The organism is Alkalibaculum bacchi (assembly GCF_003317055.1).
GTDB lineage: Bacteria > Bacillota > Clostridia > Eubacteriales > Alkalibacteraceae > Alkalibaculum > Alkalibaculum bacchi.
This window is the reverse complement of record NZ_QNRX01000006.1, coordinates 162,384-185,795: the sequence shown is the minus strand read 5'-3', so window position 1 is coordinate 185,795 and position 23,412 is coordinate 162,384. Positions and strand designations below refer to the sequence as shown.

At 34.3% G+C, this 23,412-nt stretch carries 22 protein-coding genes; 20 read left to right on the top strand and 2 right to left on the bottom strand.

The annotated features are described in order from the left end of the window. Positions 1-761: 761 nt before the first annotated feature. The 9 genes from DES36_RS06335 to DES36_RS06295 all read left to right on the top strand — a co-directional run bounded on the left by DES36_RS06335 (position 762) and on the right by DES36_RS06295 (position 10,342). Positions 762-1,355, top strand: a complete 594-nt coding sequence (locus DES36_RS06335) for a dienelactone hydrolase family protein (RefSeq protein WP_113920381.1) — start codon at positions 762-764, stop codon at positions 1,353-1,355. Positions 1,356-1,696: 341 nt separating this feature from the next. Next, the gene (locus DES36_RS06330; RefSeq protein WP_113920380.1) at positions 1,697-2,371 is read left to right on the top strand and encodes a response regulator transcription factor; all 675 of its coding nucleotides are present in this window, start codon (positions 1,697-1,699) and stop codon (positions 2,369-2,371) included. A 59-nt stretch (positions 2,372-2,430) separates the two neighbouring features. After that, positions 2,431-3,516: a sensor histidine kinase gene (locus tag DES36_RS06325; protein ID WP_170128205.1), complete on the top strand. Its 1,086-nt coding sequence runs from the start codon at positions 2,431-2,433 to the stop codon at positions 3,514-3,516. A 100-nt stretch (positions 3,517-3,616) separates the two neighbouring features. Further along, complete coding sequence (locus DES36_RS06320) at positions 3,617-4,291, top strand: ABC transporter ATP-binding protein (protein WP_242981716.1); 675 nt, start codon at positions 3,617-3,619, stop codon at positions 4,289-4,291. Further along, positions 4,288-6,765 (top strand): FtsX-like permease family protein, encoded by a 2,478-nt coding sequence (locus tag DES36_RS06315; RefSeq protein ID WP_113920377.1) that lies wholly within the window; start codon positions 4,288-4,290, stop codon positions 6,763-6,765. Before DES36_RS06320 ends, DES36_RS06315 begins: the two co-directional genes overlap by 4 nt. 156 nt (positions 6,766-6,921) lie before the next feature. Then, positions 6,922-7,818 carry a helix-turn-helix transcriptional regulator gene (locus DES36_RS06310; RefSeq protein WP_113920376.1) on the top strand — a complete coding sequence of 299 codons (897 nt, stop codon included), beginning with the start codon at positions 6,922-6,924 and terminating at the stop codon, positions 7,816-7,818. A 67-nt stretch (positions 7,819-7,885) separates the two neighbouring features. Further along, positions 7,886-8,326 (top strand): GyrI-like domain-containing protein, encoded by a 441-nt coding sequence (locus DES36_RS06305; RefSeq protein ID WP_113920375.1) that lies wholly within the window; start codon positions 7,886-7,888, stop codon positions 8,324-8,326. A gap of 423 nt (positions 8,327-8,749) precedes the next feature. Then, positions 8,750-9,298, top strand: coding sequence for a signal peptidase II (locus DES36_RS06300; protein ID WP_170128204.1), 549 nt, complete (start codon positions 8,750-8,752; stop codon positions 9,296-9,298). 186 nt (positions 9,299-9,484) lie between these two features. Beyond that, positions 9,485-10,342 carry an AraC family transcriptional regulator gene (locus DES36_RS06295; protein ID WP_113920373.1) on the top strand — a complete coding sequence of 286 codons (858 nt, stop codon included), beginning with the start codon at positions 9,485-9,487 and terminating at the stop codon, positions 10,340-10,342. Positions 10,343-10,395: 53 nt separating this feature from the next. Here the strand turns inward: DES36_RS06295 and DES36_RS06290 are convergent, their stop codons facing one another. Further along, complete coding sequence (locus tag DES36_RS06290; protein ID WP_113920372.1) at positions 10,396-11,100, bottom strand: FadR/GntR family transcriptional regulator; 705 nt, start codon at positions 11,098-11,100, stop codon at positions 10,396-10,398. 199 nt (positions 11,101-11,299) lie between these two features. Between DES36_RS06290 and hypB the strand changes: the two genes are divergently transcribed. From hypB to DES36_RS06270, 4 genes are all read left to right on the top strand, one after another. Further along, positions 11,300-11,962, top strand: coding sequence for a hydrogenase nickel incorporation protein HypB (gene hypB, locus DES36_RS06285; protein WP_113920371.1), 663 nt, complete (start codon positions 11,300-11,302; stop codon positions 11,960-11,962). 3 nt (positions 11,963-11,965) lie between these two features. After that, the gene (locus DES36_RS06280; protein ID WP_242981715.1) at positions 11,966-14,695 is read left to right on the top strand and encodes an FAD-dependent oxidoreductase; all 2,730 of its coding nucleotides are present in this window, start codon (positions 11,966-11,968) and stop codon (positions 14,693-14,695) included. 3 nt (positions 14,696-14,698) lie between these two features. After that, entirely contained in the window at positions 14,699-15,040 is a 342-nt protein-coding gene (locus DES36_RS06275) for a hydrogenase maturation nickel metallochaperone HypA/HybF (protein ID WP_113920370.1), read from the top strand. A gap of 248 nt (positions 15,041-15,288) precedes the next feature. Further along, positions 15,289-16,197, top strand: coding sequence for an AraC family transcriptional regulator (locus tag DES36_RS06270; protein WP_113920369.1), 909 nt, complete (start codon positions 15,289-15,291; stop codon positions 16,195-16,197). Between the two features lie 94 nt (positions 16,198-16,291). On the opposite strand, the gene DES36_RS06265 is transcribed toward DES36_RS06270, so the two are convergent. Next, a complete protein-coding gene (locus tag DES36_RS06265) occupies positions 16,292-16,633 on the bottom strand; it encodes an FtsX-like permease family protein (RefSeq protein ID WP_341457125.1) in 342 nt (113 codons plus the stop codon). A gap of 145 nt (positions 16,634-16,778) precedes the next feature. Here DES36_RS06265 and DES36_RS14780 point away from each other — a divergent pair, with 145 nt between their 5' ends. The 7 genes from DES36_RS14780 (at position 16,779) to DES36_RS06235 (ending at position 23,170) form a co-directional block, all read left to right on the top strand. Next, positions 16,779-16,934 (top strand): hypothetical protein, encoded by a 156-nt coding sequence (locus tag DES36_RS14780; RefSeq protein WP_170128203.1) that lies wholly within the window; start codon positions 16,779-16,781, stop codon positions 16,932-16,934. 127 nt (positions 16,935-17,061) lie between these two features. Beyond that, positions 17,062-17,730: a response regulator transcription factor gene (locus tag DES36_RS06260; RefSeq protein ID WP_113920367.1), complete on the top strand. Its 669-nt coding sequence runs from the start codon at positions 17,062-17,064 to the stop codon at positions 17,728-17,730. After that, positions 17,727-18,740, top strand: coding sequence for a sensor histidine kinase (locus tag DES36_RS06255; protein ID WP_113920366.1), 1,014 nt, complete (start codon positions 17,727-17,729; stop codon positions 18,738-18,740). Before DES36_RS06260 ends, DES36_RS06255 begins: the two co-directional genes overlap by 4 nt. A gap of 198 nt (positions 18,741-18,938) precedes the next feature. Continuing rightward, a complete protein-coding gene (locus tag DES36_RS06250; protein ID WP_113920365.1) occupies positions 18,939-19,355 on the top strand; it encodes a hypothetical protein in 417 nt (138 codons plus the stop codon). Positions 19,356-19,383: 28 nt separating this feature from the next. Then, positions 19,384-20,151, top strand: coding sequence for an ABC transporter ATP-binding protein (locus DES36_RS06245; protein WP_113920364.1), 768 nt, complete (start codon positions 19,384-19,386; stop codon positions 20,149-20,151). Continuing rightward, complete coding sequence (locus DES36_RS06240) at positions 20,141-22,159, top strand: FtsX-like permease family protein (protein WP_113920363.1); 2,019 nt, start codon at positions 20,141-20,143, stop codon at positions 22,157-22,159. Before DES36_RS06245 ends, DES36_RS06240 begins: the two co-directional genes overlap by 11 nt. Before the next feature lie 252 nt (positions 22,160-22,411). After that, positions 22,412-23,170 carry an N-acetyltransferase gene (locus DES36_RS06235; protein ID WP_113920362.1) on the top strand — a complete coding sequence of 253 codons (759 nt, stop codon included), beginning with the start codon at positions 22,412-22,414 and terminating at the stop codon, positions 23,168-23,170. The last annotated feature ends 242 nt before the right edge of the window (positions 23,171-23,412 follow it).

The window sequence follows — 23,412 nt, the reverse complement described above, 5'->3', positions numbered from 1 at the left end:
AGAATTCACAGTCATTGCAATATGGCTTCACCACATGATTTTGAAAAAATAAATGCTGGTTAATCGATTCATGAATATATTAAGTTTTTGTTGTCTGTTTTCTTGACAGAAGACCACGTGGTACTACTGGAAGGAAGTAATCAAAAACGTTTAATTTAATTTTATGTGTTGTCTTATTAAACTATCAGGTGCTTTAATTGAATATGGCTATACTAAAAATCAGAACTACCAACTATCTGGAGGTATTCATTTTTCATCAAACATCAACATTAAATATTAACAGAGTATTTAAAATAAATTCCACATTTACCAATTGTACGCCAAGAGTGTAATATTAACCACGACATCATTATTGTCACTTCAAAACATGTGGAGACGGTCGTATTGATGTCAAGGATTGATTAAGTGGGGGGATGAAAAAGCATTGATATATATAGATTTCTGAGAGTAAAGATAAAATTCAAGATCTTGAAATCCTACAAACTCTTATAAAATGGATATAGGCTAATCAAAGGTGAGCATTTGTCGAAGAATCTGACCTGAAATTTTATCCTAAGATCAAAGAAAAACGTCCCGGGTAGCTTATTTGATGGAAATAAATTAGTCAGAATAGGAGCATTTGATAAGCTAAGAGTAGTATTGGTAAAACGGTACTACTCTTAAACATGAATGTTAAAACAGAGGATATTACATTGTACTATTATGATTAAGTAGATATAATATTATTTAGCATATTATTTATATTTTACGAGGTTAGAGTATTGGATAAGAAATCAGAAAACAGTAAACAGGCAATTATTGTGCTTCATGAGATATATGGAGTTAATCAATTTGTAAAAGAACAATGCCAAAAATTCACGGAAGCCGGTTATGATGTGTTTTGTCCAAATCTGATTGATAGAGCTTCGTTTTCTTACGAAGAATCCATAGAAGCCTATGACTTTTTTATGAAGAATGTTGAGTTTGAAATGTATAAAGAGATTAACGGTTTTGCCAATCAATTAAAAGATAAATATGACAATGTATTTATTGTTGGTTTTAGTGTAGGAGCGACTATTGCGTGGAGGTGCTGTGAAAATTCATTATGTAGTGGGATTATAGCTTGCTATGGCTCGCGTATAAGGGATTATACCGATATAAATCCTATCTGTCCGACACTTTTACTATTTTCGAAGGAAGATTCTTTTGATGTTTATGGGATGGTTTGCCAACTTCAAGATAAACAGCATTTATCTATTATTGAGTTTGATGCCGAGCATGGATTTTTAGATCCCTATTCTAAACATTATAATGATAAGCAATCAAAACGTGCGGAGGAGTCTATTACCTGCTTCATAAACGAATGTACAAAATAAGCATTAAAACATATACCAATTATTTATGCTCTGTAAATAGAATTTCACGAAGTATTTAAAATAACATAATTAACTGAATATACTTATAAAAAGTTATTTACTATAAATGGAGTAGGCAACTTTTTTATATATAAAATTTAATAATGTACATGTCCCCAAGGAGTTCGTGTTAAACAACTAGCTCCTTTTTTTGTACCTAGAATCGAAGCGAGTAGCAAAACTGAATGTAAACACCTACCTTTTTTAAGACTCCTTCTTAGATAATACAGATTTGTTAGTATGAGAATCTTGTATATAATGTTAAAATAGTAAATGTAATGAAACACTAGGGAGGTCTATTAATGAATACAATACTGCTTCTAGAGGATGATGTTAATTTGAATAGAGGAATTTCCCTGAAATTACATAAAGAAGGGTACCGTGTTTTATCCGCATTTTTGCAAAGTGAAGCAGAAAATCTTTGGAAAGAAAACAATATTCAAATGGTAATTAGTGATATAACCCTTTCGGATGGAAACGGACTAAATTTTGGAAAAATGGTTCGTGAAACCAGTGACATATATTTGATCTATCTGACAGCTCTAGATCAGGAGATTGATATTGTCAATGGTTATGATACTGGTGCAGATGATTATATTACAAAACCTTTCTCTGTAAATGTTTTAGTATCAAAGGTAAATGCATTAATGCGGCGTCTTGGAGATAAAGAATTAACGGTTTTGATATCTGGTGAATTGGAAGTTTGTTTAAAAGATATGCAGGTAAAAAAGGCCGATAGTGTAATTCTGTTAAGCAAGACTGAAATACTTATATTAGTTTATCTTCTGGAAAATGCAGGAAAAGTCGTTTCAAAAGAAAACATATTAGAAAAAATCTGGGGAGTCGATGGATTGTTTGTAGATGATAATACAGTTGCGGTGAATATCAGTAGGTTAAAGAATAAATTAGGTATGGATTCCATCTCAAATGTGAGAGGATTGGGATATATATGGACGGGCAAAGTTACAAAAAAGTAATAAGATACATTATAATATGGTTAATACTGGTAACTGTTTTGTCTATTGGGATAGGCATAATGGTGAAAAAAGGAACCCAGGTTTATCATATGCAGATGGATGAAATGATTATATTTTACCCGGAACAGCAGCAGGTGTTAGAGGAAAGCTTTGAATATTACATAACAGAAATGAAAATCATTACTTTACATTTCTGGTTGTTTCTTATAGCTGTATCTATTATGTCATTTAGTTTGTGTTATTGCATCCAAATAAGTAAAGACAGAAAAAAGAAGTGCGAAAACAAAAATGATTTAAAACGAATATCGGAACAGCTAGAGCAATTCAAAAAGGGGAATTATCGACTGGTTCCATCTCTTATTAGTATGGAAAGCCATAATAACAAAACGAATGAGTGGATGAAGATTGAGGATTTGCTTCGAGAGCTAGGGTATTATTTTACAACATTAAGAGAGCAATTGGACAGAGAAGAAAATGGTACGAAGTCGCTGATTACAGATATTTCTCATCAATTAAAAACACCGCTTTCATCACTTAGAATGAGCCATGAACTTGCTCAAGAGGCAGAATTAACACACGAAGAACGGCGGCAATTTCTATTGATGGAAGAACAGGAAATAAATAAACTGGAAATCTTGCTGGAAGAATTGGTTCATTTGTCTAGGTTGGAAAACCATATGATTGAAATCAAACCGGAGCTTTCTGGTATTAAAAAGACTTTATCTGAAGCTATAAATCAAGTATATATGAAAGCTTATAGCAAGGATATAAAAATACAGATTGATATAAAAAATGATGTAAATGTTAAACACGATCCAAAATGGACAGTGGAGGCAATTTCAAATGTTTTAGATAATGCGATTAAATACTCCAATGCAGGTTCATGTGTATCTATTGGTGTTCATAAATTGCCGAACTTAGTGATGATAGATATAGAAGATGAAGGTATGGGAATTCCAACAGAAGAACTACACAGAATCTTTCAGCGCTTTTACCGTGGTAAAAGTGCAAGTAGCCAAGTAAAAGAAGGAGCTGGAATTGGGCTTTATCTGACCAGAAAAATAATAGATGAGCAAGGTGGTATGATTGTAGCTAAAAGAAAGTTGCACAATGGTACAATCTTTCGAATTACTTTGCCTATATAGACCCTTACAAAACTGTAATCGTATTTGTAAGGGTTTTGTAATATCATCTTGTTATGATGTATCTGAAAGAGAAAATCCAATTAATAGGAGGAGTAAACGATTGAATACAATAGTAAAAATAGAAAATTTAGTAAAATATTATCAAACAGGAGAAACATTGGTTAAGGCAGTAGATCATACGAATTTGGAAATTGAGCGGGGAAAATTTACTGCTATAGTTGGGCGTTCTGGTTCAGGAAAATCCACGTTGCTCCACTTAATTGGTGGATTGGATCGTCCGGACTCGGGGAGGGTTATCATTGAGGAACAAGATATCTATTCTTTGAAAGGGGATCAGCTTGCAAAGTATCGTAGAAAGAAAATTGGTTTCGTTTTCCAGGACTATAATCTAATTCCATCGCTGACCGTATGGGAAAATGTAGTGCTTCCACTTGGTCTGGATGGCAGAAAGGTTAATGGAAATGAAATAATGAGTATCTTAGAAAAAATAGGACTTTCTGATAAGAAGGATGCAAAGCCTAATACCTTATCAGGTGGGCAAAAACAGCGGACAGCAATTGCCAGAGCCCTTGCTTCAACTCCTGCAATTATATTAGCAGATGAACCTACGGGAAACCTGGATTCACAGACGGAATTAGAGGTAATGAACTTGCTGAAAAAATGTGTAAAAGAATATGGACAGACGCTAGTTATGATCACACATGATGAGACCATTGCTCAGATGGCAGATGTTGTGATTTTAATAGAAGACGGCAGGGTGGTGAGCTGCTCATGAAGATGACTACAAGAATTGCATATGAAAATATGAAATACCATAAAAATAAAAACATTATAATTGGTATTACAATCATTTTAGTAACACTACTACTATTTTTAATTCCTACAATTGGAAAGAATATGATAGATGGTCAATTTGCAGTTGTAAAAGAGATCTATCCCACATGGCATGCTTTATATCGGGATGTGGATGAAAAAACAGTAGAAAAACTACCGGCTCATCATAATATTGCAGTACATGGCTTAAGAAGTGATGCAGGATATATGGTTGTTAACGATGCTAAGATAGCAATGATATATTTGGACGATGAAGGTTTTTCTTTGTACCGAATGAAGCTTTCAGAAGGAAAACTTCCGGAAAAGGAAGATGAAATTGTGGTTTCTGCCGGGATTTTAAAGGAATTAGGACAAGAAGGAACGATTGGAGACACCATCATGGTACCATACCAAATTTTACAGGATGGAGGTCTTGGCTTAGCAGAAGAGAGGGAGTTTATTATATCCGGATTTGTGGAAGACAGTCATTCCAATGTAAATGAGAAAGCATATTCAGCATTTGTGTCAAAAGAATTTCTGAAAAAGGAGATAACAGAGGATCAGATTTCCTATCGTTTTCTTTTTCAGGTAAAAGGGAAAAAGAATGCTCTAACGGATGATATGGAAAACACGATCAACAGCATTGCTAAGCAATTTTCCATCTCGGAAAATAATATACGCATTAATAAAGAATATTTAATGGCAAACTATGTAGACCCGGTTATAGTGCCTGCAATAACAGGCATAATACTTATTATTGCTTTGGCCGGTGTGATAACAATATTCAGCATTTATTACGTGGGAATGACGGAAAGAATACAGGAATTTGGAAAATTAAAGGCCATCGGAGCAACAAAACGCCAAATTAGACAAATTGTACTAATAGAGGGGTTGGGAGTTGCGTTATTTGCTATCCCAACCGGATTAATGATTGGAACAATCTTGTCAAAAACGGTGTTTTCAGGGTTTTTATCATATTATGAAAATGAAAACTCAATGATTTTAACAATGAAACAGTTATTAGAAAATAATCAGTTTTCTCTTTATCATTGGTGGTTTTATCTACTTACAATTTCAGTTGCTTTGCTCACGGTATATTTATCGTTATGGAGACCAATGAAAATAGCATCTGGTATTTCAGAAATAGAAGCAATACGTTATCACTCTCCGCAAGCAAAACACAAAAATAAAAGAAGAAAAGCAAAAGGTAAAAGAAAAAGTTATTCCAATGTTACCGTTCCCAGATTGTCATATATTTATTTGTTTGCTAATAAGAAGAATAGCATAATAACAATTGTGTCCATGGGAATTACAGGAGTTTTTCTGATGGTGGTTGCAACAGTTTTGTCTTGTGCCAACCCAAGAGAAAGTGCAAACAATTCAGTATTAGGACAGTATGAAATTTCTATACATATGGAAACCGGAAATAAAGAACACCCGGAACGTGAGTGGAGTAGTATCATTAGGGATAATCCACTGAATGATCGTTTGAAAGAAAAAATAGAAGCAATAGATGGAATCAAGTCTGTGTCAAGCTTTGGTTTTGTTCGAGTTTCAGCACAAGTATTTGAAGGAGAAGCCGAGGGAATCTGTGGAGTGCCAGAAGAGTATGAAAAGGAGTTAGTAGAAGGAATTATTGAGGGAGAGGCAACCTATGAAGATTTAAAATCTGGAGATAAGGTAATTGTAGATAGAAATCTGTTGCACTGGTATCCGGGTATTCAAATCGGTGATACTCTAAATGTGACCATAGAAGACGGAAACGGGAGTCGGAATAAGAAGGTTGAGATAATGGCAATAGGGGACTATTCGATTGGATTCACAAATTCTAATTATCTTCTTATGGCAGAAGAAGGTGCTAAGAAGTTAAGTACTTATAACATTAATGAGGTATATCATATTTTTGCAACGAAGGATTATGATAAGAATACAGAAGATGTATTAAAAGAACTGATCGCCAGTTCGGATCGGTTACAAATGCAAACGTGGAAAGAACGATATGATGAATGGAAATCGGCGCTTGCTGTAACAAGTGGCGCAAGTTATGCTTTTTTAGGAATTCTTGGAGTAATATGTGTGATGAATATGATAAATACAATGATTCATAGTGTTCATGTTCGTAAAAAAGAAATTGGAATGATGCAGGCGATTGGCATGACAGATCGACAGTTAGTAAAAATGTTGCATCAGGAGGGTCTGTTTTATACAATGGGCACGCTTGTGCTCTCTCTTGGTTTAGGAAGTATACTTGGGTATCCGGTATTTTTATGGGCTAGGAACAATGGTATGTTTAATATCAGCGACTATCATTATCCAATTATGGCAGCAGTTATAGTATCGGTCGTAATGATTTTTATTCAACTAATATTAGCTGCTATTTTAGGAAAATCAGTAAGAAAGAAATCACTAATCGATAAAATACGGTTTAGTGAATGATTTTGTTGATTTAGATAATTTAGAATATATAAAAAGATGCTGTTGAATTGAACAGACCATTTGATAGTAATATATTCAAAAGAGCACTGTGTGACAAGCGTTGAGATTATACTTGTACTATTCTATATAAGTGTATACTAAAATAGGGTGATAAAAATGCAAATTAACCGATTGTTTGAAATAGTATATATCTTGCTTGATAAAAAAATAGTAACTTCTAAAGAGCTTGCAGAGCGATTTGAGGTTTCTCCAAGAACTATTTATCGTGATATTGAAACTCTTTCTTCAGCAGGTATTCCTGTTTATACGAGCAAAGGCAAAGGTGGTGGCATATCACTTTTGCCCGATTTTGTGCTGAATAAAGCTATTATAACGGATAAAGAAAAAGAGGACATTCTATCCTCATTAAAAGCTGTCAACGCTGTTAATCTCAGCAAAACAGATACCGCACTTAGAAAGCTCAGTAGCTTGTTTGGTGAATCAAATACAGATTGGATTGAAGTAGATTTTTCTTCTTGGGCTAACACACAGAAGGAAATTGAAACATTCAATGCAATTAAGTCTGCAATATTAGACAAGAAAGGCATTTCTTTTTCTTATGCTAGCGCAAAAAGGCAGCAGACATCACGTGAAGTAGAGCCTTTGAAACTGTGCTTCAAAAGTAGCTCATGGTATTTATATGGATATTGTAAGTCACGATGTGATTTTCGTTTCTTTAAGTTAAGACGAATGAAGGAACTTTGTGTATTAGAGCAAAATTTTCAGCGGAAATCCCCAAATCAAATTTTTTCTAACGAGAATGTATTTCAGGAAGAGTATGTTAGACTAAAATTAAAGCTGTCTGCAAAGGTTGCTTACAGGGTATATGATGAATTCGATAGCTATGAGCGACAAGAGGACGGAAGCTTTATTGCAGAAATTAACTATCCAAAGGGTGAGTGGATATTTTATTACATCACAACTTTCGGTAGCCAATGTGAAATTTTAGAACCAGAGGACGTGAGGAATAATGTGAAAGCAGAATTGAAAAACATATTGAAACATTATCTTTAATATGACACACAGTTGTCGTATTAAGAAAAGTATAATAGCCTTATCAAATATATGGAGGTTATTTAAAATGAATTATGAAATCGTAAAGTTAGAGCAAAAAACAGTTGTAGGTGTTAGTGCAATTACTAGCAATGCTGATCCTAAAATGCATGCAGTTATCGGTGGGCTATGGGAAAAGTTATATCAAGGTGGAGTAAATGCTGCAATCAAAAATAAGATTAACGAGTATGCCATCGGGCTTTATTCTGAATACTCAAATAATCAATACTGCGTTACTGCCGGTAATGAGGTTTCAAAAGTTGAGAATGATGAACTAGATGTAAAAATTATTCCTGCAGGAAAATATGCAAAGTTTTCTATACATGGACATATGGAAAAAGTAGTTGCCGAGGCCTGGGACGAAATCTGGAAATTGGACTTGAACAGGAGCTTTACCGGAGATTTTGAGGAATATCTTAATAGTGATTGGGATCATGCAGACATTAATATTTACATTGCATTAAAATAGAATCCAACATATAAGAAGACCATGTTTATATTATTAAATTAACACATTGTAAAATTGCAATGTGTTTTTAATGCAAAAAAGTACTGTCAAGTAAGAGTTACCCGACAATCAATAGAAAAATCAGATGATACTAGAGGTATTCTGGCTACAATATGCAGAATAATAATAAAAATTGAAATACGGAGTTGACATTTGTTAAAGAGATTTTTAGTCATTGGATTGATAAAAGAAGAAAATCTATTGTTTTCTGGAATATAGAGAACTTCTTGATATAATTAAATTAATAATTAATTGCTAGTAAACATTATATATCTTATAAGATACCAACAAGATAAAAATAGGCTGTTAGTAAAGGAAGGATATTCTCTAAAGAATATATTAACTTATAGATTTGAAAAGATTGCTTTTAAGGAGAAGGTGGATGTGAAAAAGTTTTTTGTTTTTTCTCTAACTTTAATTGTAATAGACCAATTAATTAAACTATTTATTTCACACTATTATATAAATGTTGGCGTGGTTTTATTTCCAGGTATTTTATTCTTTGATCCTATTCAGAACACGAATTTAAATTGGATAGCTAGTATAATTGACTATAAAACCCCTGTGTTACTTATGGTTGTTATTCAGATTTTAGCCTTAGTTGTAACTTTATTATCCTGTCGTTATCTCTCATATCTTTGGATTCAGGGAAAGAAGTGGCTAAATGGATGGTTAATATTTTTTGTTGCAGGTATATCATGTTCATTTGTTGATGTACTCTTCTGGGGTGGGAGTTTAGATTTTATACGATTATTTGACTGGTTTACATTTGATTTTAAAGATATTTATTTGGATATCGGGTTAATTTTCTTGCTATTATATATTACAAATTATTACACGAAAATATATCGTAAAATGAGCACAACAGAACGCAAGCAAACGGCTATATGGCTTTGGATAAAAAAGGGTATGCCTTCATTACCTACGGAATAATAGATATTATCCTAGAAAACTATTTTAAATATAGCAATTAAAAACAAAGGGGGTAAGAATAAGTGTATAAATTTTCTTAAATCAATCAAAGAGGAGAATCATTTTATTACTCCTCTCTTTATTGTGCAAAAAAAGAGAGGCATAATTATTAAGAGTATAGTATTTTATCGTTAGGAGAGGAAAAGGATGGAATGGATAGAACGCTTGAATGGAGCAATAAATTATATTGAAGAGCATCTTGGTGAAGAAATAAATCTAAATGAAGCATCTAAGATTGCTTGTTGTAGTAAGTATCATTTCCAAAGAATGTTTGCATATATGGCGGATATACCATTATCTGAATATATGAGACGTAGAAGAATGTCCCTTGCGGCAGTAGACTTGCAGAGTGGAGATAATAAAGTGATTGATGTTGCCTTAAAGTACGGATATGATTCACCAACGGCATTTAACCGAGCATTTAAAAATATTCATGGTATTGCACCATCACAAGCTAAAGAAAAAGGTGTAGTTCTAAAAGCATTTCCGCCGATTAGTTTCCGAATAACGATAAAAGGAGACAGTGAGATGAATTACAGAATTGAAAAGAAAGAGGCATTTAGAATTGTAGGAGTGTCAAGTCCGCTTGAAAAGGAAATTGAGAAGAATTTTAAGATTGTACCAACTATGTGGGCAAATGCAGCTTCTTCTGGAATGATAGCACAGCTTGCTATGATGATGGATTCAGAACTAAAAGGCTTGCTAGGCGTTAGTTCATGCAATGAAGCTGAGGATTGGAAATACTATATTGCAGTTGCATCGACAAAATCTTTGCCTGATGGGACCGAAGAGTATATTATACCCTCTGCAACATGGGCTATTTTTACAGGTGAAGGAACGAATCAATCAATTCAAGATTTGGAGAAAAGAATTGTAACAGAATGGCTTCCAACATCAGGATATGAGTATGGGAATGCCCCTGATATTGAAGTATATTTAAATCCAGATCCACAAAATGCAAAGTATGAGGTGTGGATTCCAGTTATGAGAAAAGAAAATAATTGAAAAAACTGCTAGTACAAAACTAGTAGTTTTTTCAAAGATAACAATAAAAGAGTTTACACCTCATATATTTCTCTAGAGCCCGAGATAGAAGCAGAGATTGCTTTCTCTACGCAAGCTACTGCTTCTATTTTATCATGATTTTTCAGTGCCCCTAAGATGTTTTGTGCGCTATTATAAACAGATTCACTTCCATATTTCTCAATATATCTAATCCAAAGGTGGGTAACAGGAACGCGAAAAGACCTATAGATTAAGGGAAGCAAAGTGTTTTGACTGATCATAGCCAATTCATGGTAATAGGTGAAAGCGGCATCAGCAGCCTTTTCAATATCATCGTTTAGTATCTCATTTATATATGTCTCCAAGGAGACAATGTTTTCATGTGTGTGTCGATCTACAGACAATTCTACCGCCAACTTATCCACAATCATCTTAATCTCTAGAATAGACCGAATCTCATCCCGGCGTAAGAGCCCCCCATTGTAATTCATAATAGAGAGAAGTGTATCTACTGTACCAAACCTACGATAATCTAATACATATACTCCTGAACGGGGTTTTACCTCTAAAAACCCTTTCCTTGCAAGCTCAGTAATTCCACTGTTTACCACAGCACGACTGACCTGCATCTTTTCTGCAAGGGTACGTTCCGATGGAAGTTTTTCGCCTATTTTTAGTTTTCCAGAAAGAATCAAAGATTCAATTTTCATAACAAAAAGCTCTTTTAATGTAGGGGCTTTTAATTTTACAAAATCCATTTGCATTCCTTTCTTAAGACCGAATTTCCTAACTGGTATAACCAGATAATAAAAATATGGTAACATAATATGGAGTATAAATCAATAGAATACACATTAGTTTGATAAATACTTGACAGTCCCTACAAATATTTATAGAATGTAAATAACTGCACTACTGGTATGACCAGATTGATATTTGGGAGGGAATGATGTTAAAGTGAAAGAATTTAGAGTTCTAAAAATCAAGGAAAGTATATTTGAAGATAATAACAAAGACGCCCAGCGCTTAAGAGAGAAGTTAAAAGGTGAGAATACCTTTTTGCTAAACTTAATGAGTTCTCCAGGAGCGGGAAAGACGACTACATTGGTGAATACCATCCATCGTCTGAAAGATAAACTGATTATGGCTGTAATGGAGGCAGATATTGATTCGGATGTGGATGCAAGGACAATTTCCGAGACCGGTGTGAATGTAATTCAACTGCATACAGGAGGAATGTGCCATTTGGATGCAGATATGACCAGACAAGGACTTGAAGCATTAGATGCAAAAGGGACTGATTTAGTCATTCTGGAAAATGTAGGAAACCTAGTGTGTCCTGCCGAATTTGATACGGGAGCCACAAAAAATGCAATGATCTTAAGTGTTCCTGAAGGGGACGATAAGCCTTTGAAATACCCACTAATGTTCCAGGTATCAGATGTTCTTCTTATTAATAAAATAGATACTCTGGAGGTCTTTGACTTTAATCTCGACCTGTGTGTTGAAAGAGTCAAAAAACTAAATCCAAACATCTCTATCTTCCCTATTTCTGCAAAGACAGGGGAAGGTATGGAGGCATGGACAAAGTGGTTGTATAAAGAAGTGAAAGGAGAGTAAACGATGAAGCAATCAATTACAAAGATGTATTTTCCGCAAGGTTATGAGTGCAAGCACAATGAAAAGGTAATGGCCTTTGCCAATATGCTAGGGCGGAAGGATCCCAAAAAGAATGGATACAAGTGGGATGATCCAGAATATGTTATTTTGGAGGCCGGTGTTGACGACGATATGGCTGAAGTAGGTATAGCTATGGGGTATTTCACTAAGAGGACGGCTAAGGAAATGGCCGAGATTATGGGTAAATCCGAAGACTATTGCTATGAGCAGATGATGAAGCTAGCTTGGTATGGTACTTCCTTTGTAAATGTTATAGATGGGGTGGATACCTTCTGGCATGCAGAAAGCTGGATTCCCGGTATTATGGAGATGATCGTCAATAACCTAGAGGTTGTAAAGAAGTACCCTATTGTCACCTATGCCATGGAGGCCTATGGAAGAGTTCGAGGTCCTATGAGTTCAGGTATGTTTCCTCCAGGAATTGGCCTCATGAGAGTAATTCCCATTGAATCTGCTATTGATAGCAACAGTCGTAGGGCTAGCTATGAGGAAGTTTCAAAATACTTAAATGATAATACGATATTTTCCTGTTCTCCTTGCTCCTGTCGTACAGATAGAGAAATTATGGGCGAGGGATGTGGTCATCTAAAAGAAGATATGTGTATCCAGATGGGACATGCAGCAGAATACTATATCCGTACAGGACGTGGAAGGGAAATAACCAGAGAAGAAGCTTTTGAAATTATTCAGCGAGCTGAGGAAAATGGTCTTATGCACCAGATTCCTAATATTGACGGTTCTGGTAAAACCCATGCTATCTGTAACTGCTGTGGATGCTCTTGTCTATCCCTACGCTCTGGAACTATGTACAAGAACGTGGATATGGTACGGTCTAATTATGTATCCAAGGTTGATAAGGATAAATGCGTAGCCTGTGGTCAATGCGTTGAAAACTGTCCTATGAATGCCATGAGGCTAGGTCAGAAGCTTTGCTCTAATGGCCCTGTAACAGAGGATATTACGACAACCCATACCCCAAGAAACAATGATTGGACAGAAAAAGAGTGGAATATCGATTACCGAACCAATCGGGAAGAAGTTGTAGATACGGGTACAGCTCCATGTAAAACCAGTTGTCCTGCCCACATTGCCGTACAGGGATACATAAAATTAGCAGCTCAAGGGAAGTATACAGAAGCTCTTGAACTGATTAAAATGGAAAATCCATTCCCTGCAGTTTGTGGATATATTTGTAACAAGCGATGTGAAGATGCATGTACCAGAGGCGATTTGGACGAACCCATTGCCATTGACGATATCAAACGTTTTATTGCAGATCAAGATTTAAAGAAAGATAATAGATTTATTCCTAAGAAACGTAATAATTACAGTGATAAAAAGATTGCTATTGTGGGATCTGGCCCAGCTGGATTGTCCTGCGCATACTTTCTGGCCATTGATGGATACGATGTGACGGTATTTGAAAAGGAAAAGGTACTGGGTGGTATGTTGACTCTTGGGATTCCCTCCTTCGTTCTTGAGAAAAAAATTATCGAGGCAGAAATCGATATCTTAAGAGAACTTGGTGTTATATTTAAAACCGGAGTAGAGGTTGGAAAAGATATCACTTTGGATGAGCTTAGAAGTAATGGATACGAGGCCTTCTATCTGGCTATTGGAGCCCAGAAGGGGCGAAAAATTGGCATAGAGGGAGAAGACTATGAAGGAGTCATATCCGGAGTAGAATTCCTTTCACGTATCAATCAAAATGAAAAAGAAACCATTTCTGGTAATGTAGTAGTAATAGGTGGTGGTAATGTAGCCATTGATGTAGCCCGTGTAGCAGTCCGTGCAGGCGGGGAAAACGTTAAGATGTTCTGTCTGGAAAACAGAGAACAGATGCCAGCTTTGGATGAAGAAATTCATGTGGCTGAAAGTGAAGACATCACAATCAACAATTCTTGGGGTCCTAAGCGTATTATAGGAGAGAATGGTAAGGTGACAGGAATCGAACTGATGCGCTGTATCAGTACTATTGATGAAAATGGTCGTTTCAGCCCTAAGTACGATGAAGGTGATACGATGATTGTAGAAACTGACTATGTTCTTCTATCAGTAGGACAGTCTATCGACTGGGGTGGTGTTTTAAGTGGAAGTAAGGTAGTACTAAATTCCAACAATACCATCCAGGTAGACGATGCTACCTATCAGACGAAACAGGCTGACATTTTTGCAGGTGGAGATGTGGTGACTGGACCTAGTTTTGCCATTGATGCCATAGCAGCAGGAAAGCAAGCTGCCATTTCTATTCATCGTTTTGTCCATGAGGGACAGGATCTGTTGATTGGACGTAGTCGTCGCCAGTATTTACAGTTGGATAAGAATGCGGTTATTCTTGATAGTTTCGACAGAACTCCTAGGCAAAGAGCAGGAAATATTGATGGTCAGAAAGCCAAGAAAACCTTCCGTGATATTCGCACATCCCTTAGCGAAGACCAGATGAAGAAGGAAACCGAGAGATGTCTTGGCTGTGGTGCTACGGTGGTGGATGAATACATGTGTGTAGGTTGCGGAATGTGTGCTACAAAATGTAAGTTTGATGCTATCACCTTAGAACGTGTTTATGATGGTGAAGGTGTAGAGTTTTTAGGCATGAAGAAGGCGATTATACCCCATGTGATTAAGCGTAAGGTAAAGATAACCGCCAAAAAAGTTCTTGGAAGGAAAAAATAAGCCATGCACGAACTAGGTATCATGTACCATATTGTTGAAAAAGTGTTGAAAGTTGTAGAATCGAATCAGCTTCAAGAGGTTGAGGCCATTGTACTGCAAGTAGGAGAATTATCTTCTGTGGTTCCAAGGTATCTTCATGCTTGCTTCCCAGCAGCTGTAGATGGCACACTTCTTAAAAATACCAAATTAGAAGTGGAAATACTCACAGCCAATGGAATTTGTAGGGCTTGTGGAAAGGTATTTCCACTGGTGGCAAACTCAGAAGTTTGTCCCGAGTGCCAGAGTAATGAATTTGAGATGATCAGTGGTGGCGACTTCTACCTGAAAGAAATCAGGGCTTGTTGAACTGATTATAAAAGGAAAAGGGTTCGGTTATATTCTAGCCAAAGCCCTTTTTCTGTATTGTTATATCTATACCACTAGAGTATAATCTTTGAATATTATTTTATTAAAAATATCTCCAAAAGCTATATTCATGATTGCAATAATGGGAATACTGTAATGCTTCTAAATATCATTGAAAATAAGAGCAGAGCAAGTCAAGCGGATAAAACGTAATAGTGATATGCTATCTATTAAAGGAGGTGCATATCATGCATGCATGGGAAGCCATACAAAAAACATTGAATTTTATTGAAGAAAATATTAGTGAAGAAATTGATATCGAACAGCTTGCTAAAGAATCAGCATTATCCCTTTTTTATTACCAAAGGTTGTTCTCCCGTCTTGTTAAGAAACCAGTCCGAGAATATATTAAGCTGCGCCGATTAGCTTACGCTTGTAAGTTGCTTGCTAATAAACAACTCCGAATTTTAGATGTTGCACTAGATTGTGGATTTGGAAGTCACGAAACATTTACAAGAGCATTCAAAGAAGCCTATAAAATGACTCCAGAGGAATATCGCAGGAAACCGGTAATGCTTAATCAGTTTGATAAGCCAGATTTACTGTTAAACTACACTATAATTGACGAAGGTGTGCCACTTATTAGTGATGGCATTGTGTTGGAGTTTAACCGTAAAACAATCTTGCACCCAATTCTTTTTATGGGATTCAAAGGTATTATTCCTATTGGGGGACAAATGCCACTTGGCGAAGCTACAGGTATAGATATGCCTGGTGAAGTCTGGGGAAAATTCCACCAAGAAAAACAAATCATTCCTCGGATACAGGGAGGACGCGAACTGGGAGTTGCGTATCTTGGTGATGTACCCGAAGGCTATTTCACTTACTTTGCTGGTGCGGAAGTGCCATGGCAAACAGAAGATTCTCGATTTGTTAAATGGGAGCTTCCTGCCAGAGAATATATTGTTTGCGGATTTGAAGCAGAAGATTTTGAACAACTTGTAACCGTAGTTCTCAATAAAGCTGTAAAATATAGTGGATTTTGGCTAGATAAACACGGATTGACAACGGATGTTTATTCTCCTGAAATGTACTATGACAGCTCACCAGGCAGTGTCTATATGGAATTGTGGATACCGGCATCAAAAAAGTGTTGATTTGTCGCCATAATAACGGTTTTTTTATTACCGTTGTTATGGTAGCAAGTGCGTGTTTACTTCATGTTCTATTTGATCGACATGCCATTTAATATTATTGTGTGCTGATGGTATCTACAATGGACATATGATGAATTCGTTCTACTGGGCCTCGTACAGCTAAGATAACAGACAAAAGGACGATTGCTACTATGATAGTAATTTCTACGAATGGAATATTCCATTGTTCGCCCCAGTGAAAGGTTACCAGTCTTGCATACAAAAACTTATTGACCATTAACCCGACAATACCGCCACAAAGACTTCCTGTGATTGCATAGGTTGAGGCTTCAGCAATAATCATTTTTATTAGCTGCCGATTACTTAAACCGATGGCACGAAATGCTCCATACTGCTTCATGCGAGATGAGACACTCATTGCAAGGCTATTTACCATATAATAATTTGAGGTATTAATGGAAGTCGGAAGATTATACATAATATGTTGAGTCAAATGGGTATACAGTAGTAGAAAAAGCGCTTATTCAAGGAGATATGCTTCCTGAGTATGTGTTAATATGTAAGGTGAGGAGAATATGAATATGAGTTTAGCAGATCCTAGTTCAGGCTTGCCAAGTGCATTTATTATCTTTGCATTTGTTTTTTGGATTTTAGAAAAAGGTCTTATAGTAGGGATTTTGATATATCTATATAAGATACATGGCATGATTAAAAAAAGAAGGAATAGAATAATTTAAAATTCTCATGATAGGCATTTATTAAAATTACCCTTTTTTATTATTAATAAGACTATTTTTGCAGAAAGTTTATAATCATTTATAATATTCTTAAACAAATAAATTTTTTATACTAGGGGGAGTGATTATGTCAAAAATAATTATTATAGAAGATGCCGAAACTATAAGAGAAGAACTTAGAACGTTCCTAACTAAATATGGATATGAGGTTGTTGCGCCAACAAACTTTGAACATATTATTGAATATACTCTAAGTGAGGAACCGGATCTAATACTTCTAGACATAAATCTGCCTGTATTTGATGGATACTATATATGTAGAGAAATAAGGAAAAGTTCAGATGTACCTATAATAGTAGTTACAAGCAGGGATAATGAGATGGATGAACTTATGAGTATGAATTTAGGTGCCGATGATTTTATTACAAAACCATATAATACTCAAATTCTTTTAGCAAGAATCACCTCTATACTAAGAAGAATTCAAGGAGTTCATATTCAAGATATAATTACCTATAATGATTTAAAGTTTAATTTGTCCAATGGATCTATTATATATAAAGGTAATTCAGCTGAACTGACAAAAAATGAAATTAAGATACTTTCTTGCTTGATTAAAAACAAAGGAAAAATCGTATCAAGGGATGATTTGATGGACTTCATGTGGAATTCAGATATTTTTGTAGATGATAATAATTTATCCGTTAATATTACCAGATTAAGAAAAAAACTTGAAGAAGTCGGAATGAAAGAGAGCATTGAGACAAGACGTGGATTAGGATATATACTACCATGAATATAAAAGATTATTTAAAAGATAGAACTTTATTCTTATTGATTCATTTTATGTTATTTACTATAGCGTGGGGCATTATGCTACTTATTGAAATGAGTACTCATATAATTATTCTGATTTTTTGCATCTGGTTTCTTCCTGTTTTTTCTTTTATAATTACAGAGTTTATTAAGCAAAAAAACTTTTATAATGAAGTAACCAACATAATGAATGATTTGGATATAAAGTACCTATTATCAGAGATTATTAAAGAGCCAGAATTTATAGAAGGTAAGTTCTTATATGATTTGTTAAAACAGGCGAATAAGGATATGCATGAACATGTAAAGAAGTATAAAGATATGGAAAGTGAATATAGAGAATACATAGAGACCTGGGTGCATGAGATAAAGACTCCTATTGCTTCAGCAAGACTAATTATAGACAATAATCAAGATGAAGTTACCAAAAACATTAATTATGAAATAAAAAAAATTGAAGAATACATTGAACAGGTATTATATTACTCAAGAAGTAATAATGTAAGCAAAGATTATATTATTAAAGAAATTTCTTTAACTACCCTAGTAAGAAACGCCATAAAGAGAAATTCCAGAGACTTTATAAGTAGAAAGATTTCTATAGATATGGAAGCTGTAGAGGGCACAGTGTATGGTGACGCTAAATGGTTAGAATTTATTCTAAATCAAGTGATAGGAAATTCCATTAAATACATCAGAGAAAAGGGTGGGAAAATAAAAGTATATACTGTTAAAAATGAAAACAATATTGCTCTTACAGTAGAAGATAACGGGATAGGTATTATAGATAATGATATAAATAGAGTTTTCGAAAAAGGTTTTACTGGAGAGAATGGAAGAAAATTTGGCAGGTCTACTGGAATAGGACTTTACTTGTGTAAAAAACTTTCTGATCAGCTTGGCTTAGGATTAAATTTAACCTCGAAAATTGGAGAGGGAACAAAGGTTAGCATCATCTTTCCTTTAGGTAAGGTTAACTTAATGAGTTGATTAACTTTGTAATAACGAGTTTGCAGCTACTGCACATTATAGTAGCTGTAAACTCGTTATTATTATTTTAAAAGACTTCACTATATTTCTAACCTTTCAGAAATGTAACTTTAATAAAATATAAACCAATATGTATTCATAAGTACCCCTGATAAGATAATAAGTGTAAATAAAAAATAGATTTAGGGGGAATTGAAATTGAAAAAAAATGTAATCTCAACAATAATAGTTATTCTTTTATTGATTAGCGTGTACTTCGCTTATACTTACTATAATGGCCCAAAGATTATAGAGGCCGTTGTATCAAAAAGTATCGATGATAATGGAAGGCCTATAAGTATAACCACTAAGTTTTCACCAGAAGATATAGTTTGTTTTGCAGCGAAGGGCAATAGATTCTGGGTTAAAGAAGCACAAGTTGTATGGTATAAAGGCAAAGTTAAAACAGCAAACAGATTTTTGGTTGAAGAAGATATAGTTATAAGCGATGCCGGGTACTTCTCTACCAAACTATCCGTTCCAGAAGGGCTTGAAGAAGGACATTACAGTGTCAGTGTATATGTAAATGGTAGGGATGTTATTGAAACTCACACCGAGTTTGATGTGAAAAGATAAAGATATATGAAATTATGGGGGAAAAGGAATGAATAATATATTAAGCGTTGAAAAAATTGAAAAATACTATGGCAATAAGGGGAATATAACAAAGGCAATTGACAATATAAGCTTTAAGGTAGATAAGGGAGAGTTTGTTGGAATAATGGGACCGTCAGGTAGTGGCAAGACTACTCTTTTGAATTGTATTTCAACTATTGATACCGTTACAACTGGGCATATTGTCATAAATGGTCAGGATATTACAACACTAAAGGCAAAGAACATTGAAGAGTTCAGACGTGATGAATTGGGTTTTATATTTCAGGATTTTAACCTTCTTGACACCCTAACGGCCTATGAAAATATAGCACTAGCCCTAACAATACAAAAGAGGAAAGTTATTGAAATAGATAAATTTATAAAAAAAATTGCAGAGAAGCTTGAAATTACGGAGGTTCTAAAAAAGTATCCTTTTCAAATGTCAGGGGGGCAAAAACAACGAGTAGCTTCTGCGAGAGCCTTAGTTACTGAGCCCTCACTCATACTAGCGGATGAACCTACTGGTGCTTTGGACTCTAAATCATCAAGATTGCTTTTGGATTCATTTGAAAAGTTGAACAAAGAATTTCAATCTACGATACTGATGGTTACCCATGATGCCTTTACAGCTAGTTATGCTCATAGAATCTTGTTTATAAAAGATGGTAGGATTTTTAATGAATTGATACGTGGCAGGGATACGAGAAAAGAATTTTTTAATAAGATCATTGAAGTTGTAACCTTGTTAGGGGGTGACATAGGAGATGTTTTCTAAAATAGCAATCAATAATGTAAAAAGAAGTTTTAAAGATTATTTCATATATTTTATTACCTTAACTTTTGCAGTATGTATATTTTACAGTTTTAATTCTATTGAAGCTCAAAATTCAATGCTTGAAATGGGCAAAAGTACTACGGAGTTTATGTCTACATTAAATACGCTCATAGCTGGAGCGTCAGTATTTGTAGCTTTTATTCTTGGTGGACTTATAGCTTATGCTAATAATTTTTTAATAAAGAAACGAAAAAGAGAGCTGGGCATATACATGACATTAGGTATGTCAAAAGGTAAAATTTCAAGAATATTAATTATTGAAACGATCTTAATTGGTCTGATATCTCTAATTATTGGGATTGTACTTGGAATTATAGTTTCGCAAGGTCTATCCATATTAACAGCGAAACTTTTAGCCGTTAGCATAAATCAATATAAATTTATTATTTCAGTAAGTGCAGTGATTAAATCTGCCCTATACTTTGGTATAATATTTATTCTAGTAATGATCCTTAATCAGCGCACTATTTCTAAATATAAGTTGATTGATATGCTAAATGCATCAAAGAGAAATGAAAAAATTAAGCTGAATAATCCTTTACTCTCAATAGTTGTATTCTTTTTATCTATAGCAATGTTGGTAGGTGCATATATACTAATATTGAAGGTTGGATTAGAAACTGAAAGTATTTTATTTCTAGTTTCTATCATGATGGGAATTATAGGAACTTTGTTATTCTTTTTTAGTCTCTCTAATTTCTTTATCAATATTGTACAAAAGAATAGAAAAGTATATTTTAAAAATTTAAATATATTCGTACTAAGACAAGTGAATAACAAGATAAATACGAATTTCTTATCAATGACTGTAATCTGTCTTATGATTTTTTTAACAATTACACTTTTATTCACTATGTTTAGCTTCAAAGGTAGTTATGATAAGATGATAAAGGGAAATACTTCTTTTGATGGTACAATTCAACTTTTTATCAATCAAGAAGATCAAAAGGTAAAAGATATTAAAGAATATATGGACATAATGGATTTTAAATATAATGATTATGAAAAACAGATGTTTTTCAATGAATATAAACTTAATATAACTATAAATGACTTATTAAGCGAATATTTGACTAAGCAAGAAAAAAAGGATTTTGCTGAAAACTATATAGATGGTCCTGTGTCTACTATAAAAGTATCAGAATATAATTCAATTCTAGAACTTAAAGGGCAGTCACCTATTACTCTAAGTGAAGAAGAGGTCTTGGTTGTGTCCAATTATGAACAAATGAATAATGCTCTATCTATATTTATGGAAAATGAAGACACTATAAATATAGATAATAAAATATTCACCATTAAAAATGAAGTCCCAATAAAGGAAAACATAGTTACTACAGGATCTTATCTGAACTTCTTCTATCTAGTTGTCCCTGACCAGTTCTCTGGAGAGTTAAGTTTATATTCCACAGGATTCAATATAATGTTTGAAGAGAATGATCCTAAACAATCAGAAGAAACATTCTCTAACTTCTTAAATGAGATTTCAGAGAATGTAGAATATAGCTCTATCGAAGTTATCGGAAATACAATAGAGCTGGTACATTTAAGAGTATACGGATCAACAACAATGATTGTATTTCTGGGTGTATATTTAGGTATAGTGTTTTTAGTATCGAGTGCAGCAGTACTAGCATTGCAACAATTGTCTGATATAAGCGATAGCCTTGATAGATATAAGTCTCTTAAGAAAATCGGTGTTACTAACAAATTAATAAACAAAGCGATATTACAACAGAATTTAATATATTTTATGATACCTTTATCTTTAGCAATTATTGACTCAATAGTTGGAATGATTGTAATTAATAAGATATTCAGTGCTTACAACAGTAGTTTAATAGGAAGTTCTTCATTGATGATATCTCTCGCTCTAGCTATAATATATGGTGGATACTTTTATGCAACCTATGTAAGCTCTAAAAATATAGTTCGAAACAGTAATTAATAAGTTGTGTTGTATATTTAGAAAAGCAAGAGAACTGAATCCGGAGTTTTCAGGAATAATGGATGGCTTACGCTGGGAGGTGGGGAGATTCTTCTGTAATCCAAGCAAACCGAAATGTAGTAAATGCCCTTTTAAATGAAGAAATTTTGTCGAACCTATGCTGCATGGTTTAATAATAGACATCATCGAGTTGGTATCTATTTCAAGATCGATTTATAGGAACAATAAAGCAATAAGGGAGGAGTAGAAGGTATGGATATCGTTAGTGTTGACGCCAGTAATATTAATACGGAACATATATGCTGCGCCATTTCAGATAAAAAGGGAGAAACTTGTGTTTCTTCCAAAAAGGAATGGATGAAAAATCAATTTAAAGAAGGTCTTGTTTTTAAAAAGTTTGATGCCAGAGGAAAAGTCTTTATAGAATATATTCCTGCTGAAAATGCATGGTGTCCTATTGAGGCAGAAGGTTATATTTTTATTAATTGCTTTTGGGTTTCAGGTCAGTTTAAAGGCCAGGGATATGCGAATAAGCTATTGGATGAATGCCTTAACGATGCCAAAGCACAAAACAAGAAAGGGCTTGTTATTCTTTCGTCTGCAAAGAAAATGCCGTTTTTATCAGACCCCAAGTATTTGGAATATAAAGGATTTAAGACTTGTGATACAGCAAATCCATATTATGAACTTTTGTATCTGCCATTTCAAGAAAATGAATTAAAACCGAAATTCAAGGATTGCTGCAAGAATGCCTCAATAGAAGATAAGGGAATGGTTTTATACTATACAAATCAGTGTCCATATACGGACAAGTATGTTCCATTGATAGCTGAGATAGCAAAAACAAAGGGTCAAACTATAAAGCTAAACAAGGTAGAATCAAAGGAGCAGGCTCAAAATGCACCTGCACCTTTTACAGCCTATAGTTTTTTCTATAATGGCAAGTTTGTGACCAATGAGATTTTCTCGGGAAACAAGTTTGCGAAGTTTTTAGAAGAAATAGAAGTATGAAACTGTAATAATAAATTCTGCATTATTATTAAGATGGAGTAAACGAGCATAATCTTTGAAGATAAATACAAGGATTTCATGCTCTTTCTGCAATTATCTACCTGTCTTACATATGCCTTGGAGAAAAAATATTGCTTTCGAGATTGATAATCATATTACAGAACCAGTTACATACAAAAAATTACCGATGATCTTCAAAATCTTGTTATAACCAAACGAGATTTTTTCAAGAAATTATTCTA

Excerpts from the sequence above, each read along its gene's own strand:
- DES36_RS06330 (WP_113920380.1), top strand. The coding sequence starts at position 1,697 with ATGAATACAATACTGCTTCTAGAGGATGATGTTAATTTGAATAGAGGA.
- DES36_RS06325 (WP_170128205.1), top strand. The coding sequence starts at position 2,431 with ATGGTGAAAAAAGGAACCCAGGTTTATCATATGCAGATGGATGAAATG.
- DES36_RS06315 (WP_113920377.1), top strand. The coding sequence starts at position 4,288 with ATGAAGATGACTACAAGAATTGCATATGAAAATATGAAATACCATAAA.
- DES36_RS06310 (WP_113920376.1), top strand. The coding sequence starts at position 6,922 with ATGCAAATTAACCGATTGTTTGAAATAGTATATATCTTGCTTGATAAA.
- DES36_RS06305 (WP_113920375.1), top strand. The coding sequence starts at position 7,886 with ATGAATTATGAAATCGTAAAGTTAGAGCAAAAAACAGTTGTAGGTGTT.
- DES36_RS06295 (WP_113920373.1), top strand. The coding sequence starts at position 9,485 with ATGGAATGGATAGAACGCTTGAATGGAGCAATAAATTATATTGAAGAG.
- DES36_RS06290 (WP_113920372.1), bottom strand. The coding sequence starts at position 11,100 with ATGGATTTTGTAAAATTAAAAGCCCCTACATTAAAAGAGCTTTTTGTT.
- DES36_RS06280 (WP_242981715.1), top strand. The coding sequence starts at position 11,966 with ATGAAGCAATCAATTACAAAGATGTATTTTCCGCAAGGTTATGAGTGC.
- DES36_RS06275 (WP_113920370.1), top strand. The coding sequence starts at position 14,699 with ATGCACGAACTAGGTATCATGTACCATATTGTTGAAAAAGTGTTGAAA.
- DES36_RS06270 (WP_113920369.1), top strand. The coding sequence starts at position 15,289 with ATGCATGCATGGGAAGCCATACAAAAAACATTGAATTTTATTGAAGAA.
- DES36_RS06265 (WP_341457125.1), bottom strand. The coding sequence starts at position 16,633 with ATGGTAAATAGCCTTGCAATGAGTGTCTCATCTCGCATGAAGCAGTAT.
- DES36_RS14780 (WP_170128203.1), top strand. The coding sequence starts at position 16,779 with ATGAGTTTAGCAGATCCTAGTTCAGGCTTGCCAAGTGCATTTATTATC.
- DES36_RS06260 (WP_113920367.1), top strand. The coding sequence starts at position 17,062 with ATGTCAAAAATAATTATTATAGAAGATGCCGAAACTATAAGAGAAGAA.
- DES36_RS06255 (WP_113920366.1), top strand. The coding sequence starts at position 17,727 with ATGAATATAAAAGATTATTTAAAAGATAGAACTTTATTCTTATTGATT.
- DES36_RS06245 (WP_113920364.1), top strand. The coding sequence starts at position 19,384 with ATGAATAATATATTAAGCGTTGAAAAAATTGAAAAATACTATGGCAAT.
- DES36_RS06240 (WP_113920363.1), top strand. The coding sequence starts at position 20,141 with ATGTTTTCTAAAATAGCAATCAATAATGTAAAAAGAAGTTTTAAAGAT.
- DES36_RS06235 (WP_113920362.1), top strand. The coding sequence starts at position 22,412 with ATGGATATCGTTAGTGTTGACGCCAGTAATATTAATACGGAACATATA.